This is a genomic window from Streptomyces sp. NPDC107654, assembly GCF_055639035.1.
In genome coordinates this window covers 361,812-368,114 of the sequence record NZ_JBVKBI010000003.1, presented here as the reverse complement: position 1 = coordinate 368,114, position 6,303 = coordinate 361,812, and the positions used below count along the sequence as shown (strand labels likewise).

Genomic DNA, 6,303 nt, shown 5'->3' with positions numbered 1-6,303 from the left:
CTCCACCCGGCCCGGCCCCCGCTCACCCCCGTGCCCCCGCTGACCACCACCCGTCCCGCACCACCCACCGCACCTCTCTCTCCCACCCGAACCGGACGACGAAGGAAGACGACATGGACGAGAACACCCGCTACCAGGTCCTGCGCAACGACGAGGAGCAGTACTCCCTGTGGCCCGCCGACATCGAGGTCCCCGCGGGCTGGCAGCCCGTCGGCAAGGAGGGCACCGAGGCCGAGTGCTCCGCCTACGTCGACGAGGTCTGGACCGACATGCGGCCCAAGAGCCTGCGCGAGCGCATGGAGAACGCCGGCGCCTGACCGCCGAGGCCACGCCGGGCCGGTGAGACACACACCGGCCCGGCGGTGCCCGCCCCTGCACCTGCGGCACCCGCCGGACACCCCGCGGAGGGCGTCCTGCATCTGCGGCATCCACCGGACGTCCCCCGGAGGGCGTCCGGCGGACGCCCTCCCTCACGCCCTCCCACGTGCCGCACCCACCCGACGCCCCCCACCCGTCGCCGTCCCGGCGCCCCACCGCCCTCGGCCCCCGCCCCACCGCATCACTCCCGAGGAGCCGCCATGACCACCCCTGTCCTGCGCACCGCGCGCCTGGAGTTCATCCCCTACCGGCCCGAGCACGAGGACGTCTTCGTCGCCCTGCTGCGCGACGCGGAGGTGTGCCGCTGGATGGGGCAGGAACGCGTCCCGGAACCGCAGTTCCGCGAGCTGTTCCGCGCCATCCTCACCGACGTCTATCCCCAGCGCCGCTTCGACGTCTGGGGCCTGTGGCTCGACGGCGCGTACGTCGGCCACGCCGAGGTGAAGCCGACCGGCAACGTCGACGGCCACGAACTCGTCACCGCGCTCGCCCCCGGTTACTGGGGCCGCGGCCTGGGCGGCGAGGCGGTACGCGGCCTGCTCCGGCACGCCGCCGACGACCTCGGACTCACCGAGGCCTACGGCATGGTCGGCGCAGGAAACACCGCCAGCCTGGCCATGTGCGAGCGCCTGGGCTTCCGTCATGTCCGGGACGTCGTAGGCGAGGACGGCTCCGTGACGAAACTGCTGGTGATCCCCACCAAGGATGCCGGAGGTGAGGGTTCCGCATGACCGGGACACCGCTCGGCCGGGGCACCGCCGGGACCCGGGACGAGGAGCCGGAGGCCGGTCTGTGGCGGAACCGGGACTTCACTCTCCTGTGGACCGGACAGTGCCTGTCCGACCTGGGCGGTGCCATGGTGGACCTGGCGCTGCCGCTGCTGGTGCTCCAGCAGACCGGTTCCCCGGCGCGGGCCGGGCTCGTCGGCACCGCCGGGCTCGTCACCACGCTGGTGTGTCGGCTGCCGGCCGGAGTCCTCGCCGACCGGTTCGACCGACGCAGGCTGATGATCGCCTGCGATGTGCTGCGGCTCGTCGCGTACGCCCTGCTCGGCTGGGCGGTCGTGGCCGGCGGGGCGAGCCTGCCGGTGATCCTCGTGGTGGTGGTCGCCGGCGCCGCCGCCACGGCCGTCTTCAGCACCGCCGAGCACGCCTCCGTACGCAGCCTGGTCAGCCCCGGCCAGCTGACCTCCGCCGTCGCCCGCAACGAGGCACGGACCTACGGCGTCACGCTGGCCGGCCCGCCCCTGGGCGGCCTGCTGTTCGGGCTCGGCCGGGCCCTGCCCTTCTTCTGCGACGCGCTGAGCTTCCTGCTGTCCCTCGCGGCCGTCAGCCGCATCCGCCGCCCTCTCCAGCAGCCCCGCCGGGAGCCCGCCCCGCCCGTCGGCGTGTCCACCAGGGAGGGGCTGCGCTTCCTGCTGCGGCACCCGTTCCTGCGGGCCCTGCTGCTGATCGCCGCTCCGCTGAACATGGCCTTCACCGGCATGGTCTTCGCGATGACCCTCGCGCTGCGCCGGGCCGGCGTCTCCCCGTTCCTGGTGGGTGTCGCCGGCATGGTCTTCGCGCTGGGCGGTCTGCTCGGCGCCCTCGCCGCCCCGGCGCTCCAGCGGCGGCTGCGGCTGCCCGTCCTGATCACCGTGCTGTGCTGGACGACCGCCGCGCTGATGACGGTGGGCGCGCTGCTGGCGGGCACGATCCCGGCCGCCGTACCGCTGGCCGCCGCGGTGTTCCTCGGGCCCACGGCCAACGCGGCCCTCTTCGCCCACCAGGCCGCGGTCACCCCCGACCACCTCCAGGGCCGAGTGATCGCCGGCGTCCTGCTCGCCGCGGGTTCGGCCGCCGCGCTGGCCCCCGCCCTGGCCGGCGCGCTGCTTGCCCGCTGGCCCCCGGGGCCGGCCCTGCTGGTCTTCCCCGCGCTGGTCACCGCCGCCGCGGTGACGGCCACCCTGAGCAAGGGCATCCGGAGCGAGGGCTCGGGGACGACGCCCGCCTAGGGGTTCGGTTCGTCCTGATCAGGGCCGATCGGGCCGCGGCGTCCACTGCCGCGGCATCCGGTGCGGGTATCGCACCGGAGGACCGCCCCCGCACCGGGCGTGCTCGGGTGCTCCGGCAACGCGGCGGGGTGCCGTGCCCGGGCTGATCCGGACCGGCCCACCTCGGGCCGGCGTCCGGATCATCCCGGCATCGCGGGTCCGGCACCCCCCTGCGCGGCGCACCGGATCCCGCTCGGTTCGTGCACCGGACCGGCTCGGGCCGGCCGCACCGTCCCGCACCGGACTCCTCCGCGCGGCGCACCAGGCCCCTCCGCGCGGCGCACCGGACCCGCTCGGACCCGCTCGGGACCGCCCGCACCGCCCCGCATCGGCCCCCTCCGCGCGGCGCACCGGATCCCTCCGCGCGGCGCACCGGATCCCGCTCGGTTCGTGCACCGGACCCGCTCGGGTCGGCCGCACCGCCCCGCACTGGACTCGTCCGCGCCCCGCACCGCGCCGCACCGGACCCCTCCGCGCGCCGCACCGGACCCCTCCGCGCGCCGCACCGGACCCCTCCGCGCGGCGCACCGGATCCCGCTCGGTTCGTGCACCGGACCCGCTCGGGTCGGCCGCACCGCCTCGCATCGGCCCCCTCCGCGCGGCGCACCGGATCCCTCCGCGCGGCGCACCGGATCCCTCCGCGCGGCGCACCGGGCCCCGCTCGGTTCGTGCACCGGACCCCGCTCTGTTCGGCCGCACCTCACCGTGCCGCGCCCCGCGGCCGGACCGCTCCGAACGGCAGCGCCCGGTGCCGGTCACAGGGGCTGCGCGGGCGGCTCATACGCGCTGTAATGGCGAGGTGGTGAGTGAGGGCGCTGCGGTCAGCGGGACGAGAACGGCGCCGGAGCGTGCCGAAGTCGCCCTCGCCTCGCTGATGGCGACCCCGCCGACCCCCGACCGGCTCCGCCGGCTCCTGGAACAGGCGCTGGTGTTCGCCGGAGTGTCCTTCGCCGGCGTGTACACGCCCGGTGACGACCCCACCCAGCTCTGCCTCGCCGAGTCGGCCGGCCTGCCCCGCACCCTGTACGGCCTGCGGGACTGCTATCCGGCCACCGGCACCTTCCCGGTCGCCGAGACCCACCGCACCGGACACCCGCGCTGGCTCGGCCCCGCCGAGCTGGCCGCGTGCCCCGACGCCCGCCGCACCCCGTCCCCGGACTTCTCCCTCGCCGTCCTGCCGCTCGGCCCGCCCGGCGGCGGCTGCCTCCTGGCCGTCGGCGAGCACCCCGGCGGATTCGGCACCGACGACCGGGCCTGCCTGGAACTGATCGCCCGCGCGGTCGCCGTCCCGGCGCCGCCCGCGGCCGGCGACACCGGCGAGCTGCCCGAGGACGCCTTCAGCCTCGCCATGGACACCGGCCGGGTCGAGGTCGGGGAGGCCATCCTGCGGCTGTTCGGGATCGGCCGGGACAGCTTCGACGGCCGCGTGGAGACGCTGCTCGGCCGCGCGGTGCCCGAGGACCTGCCCGCGCTGATGTCCGTGGTCGAGGCCGACCACATGTCCATCGGCGACCGCGAGCTGGAGTTCCGCATCCTGCAGCCAGGCGGCCGGCCCAGGTGGCTGCGGCTGCGCGGCCGGCTGCAACCCGGCGGCGAGGGCCGCCCCGCCCGGCTGGTCGGCACCGTCGCCGACGCCTCCACCCTGCGCTCCGGAGTCACCGACGTCGCCCGGGTGCAGCGGCTCGCCGCCGCCCTCGCCACCGCCGGCACCGTCAAGGACGTCGGCCAGGCCGTCGTCGCCGCGCTGCGGGGTCCGCTGCAGGCCGACCGGATCGCCCTGGCCGAACTGGAGAACGACCGGCTGGTCGTCACCGTCCTGGACCCGCCCGAGCCCGAGGCCTGGCCGGAGGTGTGGCGCAGCGAGTGGCGCACCGAGTGGCCCGACGCACCGGTGCGCGCCATGCCCACCCTGGCCGCCGCGCTGCGCGAGGGACGCGCCCGGATCTGGTCCGCCGGCAGCCCGCTGGAGCCCGCCCTCGCCGAGGTCGGCCCGGGCGGCCTGGCCGTGCTGCCGCTGCCCGCCGGCGGCCGCATGGCCGGTGCCTGCCTGATCGGCTGGGACCGCCCGCACGAGTTCGCCCCCGACGAGCGGGCCCTGCTCACCGCCTGCGCCGGCCTGGCCGGCCAGGCCCTGCTGCGCGCCCACGCGTTCGACGCCGAGCACGAGCTCGTCGGCATGCTCCAGCGCACCCTGCTGCCGCGCCGCCTGCCCCGGCTGCCCGGCGCGGTCGCCGTCGCCCGCTACCTGCCCACCACGGCGGGCCTGGAGGTCGGCGGCGACTGGTACGACGTGATCCCGCTCGCCGACAACCACGTCGCCCTCGTCATCGGCGACGTCCAGGGGCACAACGCGGGCGCCGCCACGCTGATGGGCCAGATGCGCACCGCGCTGCGCGCCTACGCCGCCGAAGGGCACCCCCCGGACGTGGTCGTCGCGCACGCCAACCGGCTGTTGCTGGACATGGAGACCGACCTCTTCGCCACCTGCGCCTACGTCGACGTCGACATGGAGCAGGGCACGGCCTGGTGCGTACGCGCCGGGCACGTGCAGCCGGTGCTGCGGCACCCGGACGGCACCGCCGAGATCGTGCGGGCCGAGGGCGGCCCGCCGCTCGGTGTGCTCGCCCAGGCCGACTTCCCCATGACCCCGCTGCGCCTGCAGCCCGGAACCGTGCTCGCGCTGACCACCGACGGCCTGGTGGAGGCACCCGGCACCGACCTCGACGCCGGCATGGACCGCCTCGCCCGCGAACTGGCCGCCGCGGACCCCGCCCACCTCGGCCTGGTCGCCGACGCCCTGCTCACCGGCGCCCACCGCGGCGACGACGTGGCGCTGCTGCTGATGCGCTACGACGGCCTGGCCGTACGGCCGCTGCGGGAGAGCTGGACGGTGTGGCGGGTGCCGGAGGCGGTCCGGCACGCCCGCCGCTTCACCCGGCGCACCCTGCGCTCCTGGGGCGTCTCCCGGGACACCCTCGACGCGGCCCTGCTGGTCGTCTCCGAACTCGTCACCAACGCCCTGGTGCACACCGGCGGCCCGGTCCGGCTCGACATGAGCCTGGTCAACCACCGGCTGCGGCTCGCCGTCGCCGACTCCTCGCCCCGCAGCCCCGTGAAACCGGCCAGCATCGGCTGGGAGGCCACCGGTGGCCGGGGCATCCTGCTGGTGGAGGCGGTGTCGGAGGCGTGGGGGACGGTTCCGGTGAGCGGCGGCAAGCAGGTCTGGGCGGACCTCGCACCCGAAGGCTGACCCGCCACCCGGGTACGGCTGGGAGCCGTTCAGGCCGGTTGGACGGGCGGCCTCCGGCCCGCGTGCCTAGGGTCGGTTGATGTGGCACACACCTTCGAAGAACTGGTGCAGAAGCAGCGCGCGGCCGAAGCGGCCCGCGCCACGGTCGAGGACCTCCGCACGACCTACGGCCCGCCGGCCGAGCGGGGGATGACCGGGGCCCAGTCGGGCACCTACGAGACCGCGCTGCGCGCCTGGCGCGACCTGGCCCGCGATGTGCAGACGGCGGTGAGCGAGTACGCCAGGGAGACGGGCCGCCCGCGGGCCGAGATCGAGGCGGAGGTGGAAGGCGCGGCGGCCCGGCCCCCGGACTGACCCACCCCCGGACTGACGCACCCCCGGACTGACCCACCCCCGGACTGACGCGCACCCGGACTGACCCACCCCCGGTCCGGCCCACCCCCGGACCGGCCCACCCCCGGTGCGACCCCGTCCCCGGACCGGCCCAACCCGCCGATCCGCCCGAGCCGCACCACCGACGCGCGCTGCCGGCCGCCGGATCCGCCGGGCACGCCGTCCGCCGCGCAGCGGTCCAGCCGCCCCACCGGCCCGCCCTTCCGTCGGTCTGCCCGTCCCACCCGTCCGCCGTCCTCCCGGCCTGCCC

5 protein-coding genes are annotated in these 6,303 nt (G+C 76.7%); all 5 read left to right on the top strand.

Annotated elements, in window-relative coordinates; translation table 11 throughout:
- Positions 1-113: 113 nt before the first annotated feature.
- The gene (locus tag ACZ7N4_RS07670) at positions 114-317 is read left to right on the top strand and encodes an MbtH family protein (protein WP_067045059.1); all 204 of its coding nucleotides are present in this window, start codon (positions 114-116) and stop codon (positions 315-317) included.
- 261 nt (positions 318-578) lie between these two features.
- The gene (locus tag ACZ7N4_RS07665; protein WP_471354887.1) at positions 579-1,109 is read left to right on the top strand and encodes a GNAT family N-acetyltransferase; all 531 of its coding nucleotides are present in this window, start codon (positions 579-581) and stop codon (positions 1,107-1,109) included.
- On the top strand, positions 1,106-2,371 hold the full coding sequence (locus tag ACZ7N4_RS07660; protein ID WP_471354885.1) for an MFS transporter: 1,266 nt from the start codon (positions 1,106-1,108) through the stop codon (positions 2,369-2,371). Before ACZ7N4_RS07665 ends, ACZ7N4_RS07660 begins: the two co-directional genes overlap by 4 nt.
- 838 nt (positions 2,372-3,209) lie before the next feature.
- Positions 3,210-5,660 (top strand): SpoIIE family protein phosphatase, encoded by a 2,451-nt coding sequence (locus tag ACZ7N4_RS07655; protein ID WP_471354882.1) that lies wholly within the window; start codon positions 3,210-3,212, stop codon positions 5,658-5,660.
- An 81-nt stretch (positions 5,661-5,741) separates the two neighbouring features.
- A complete protein-coding gene (locus ACZ7N4_RS07650; RefSeq protein WP_471354881.1) occupies positions 5,742-6,014 on the top strand; it encodes a hypothetical protein in 273 nt (90 codons plus the stop codon).
- Positions 6,015-6,303 lie beyond the last annotated feature (289 nt).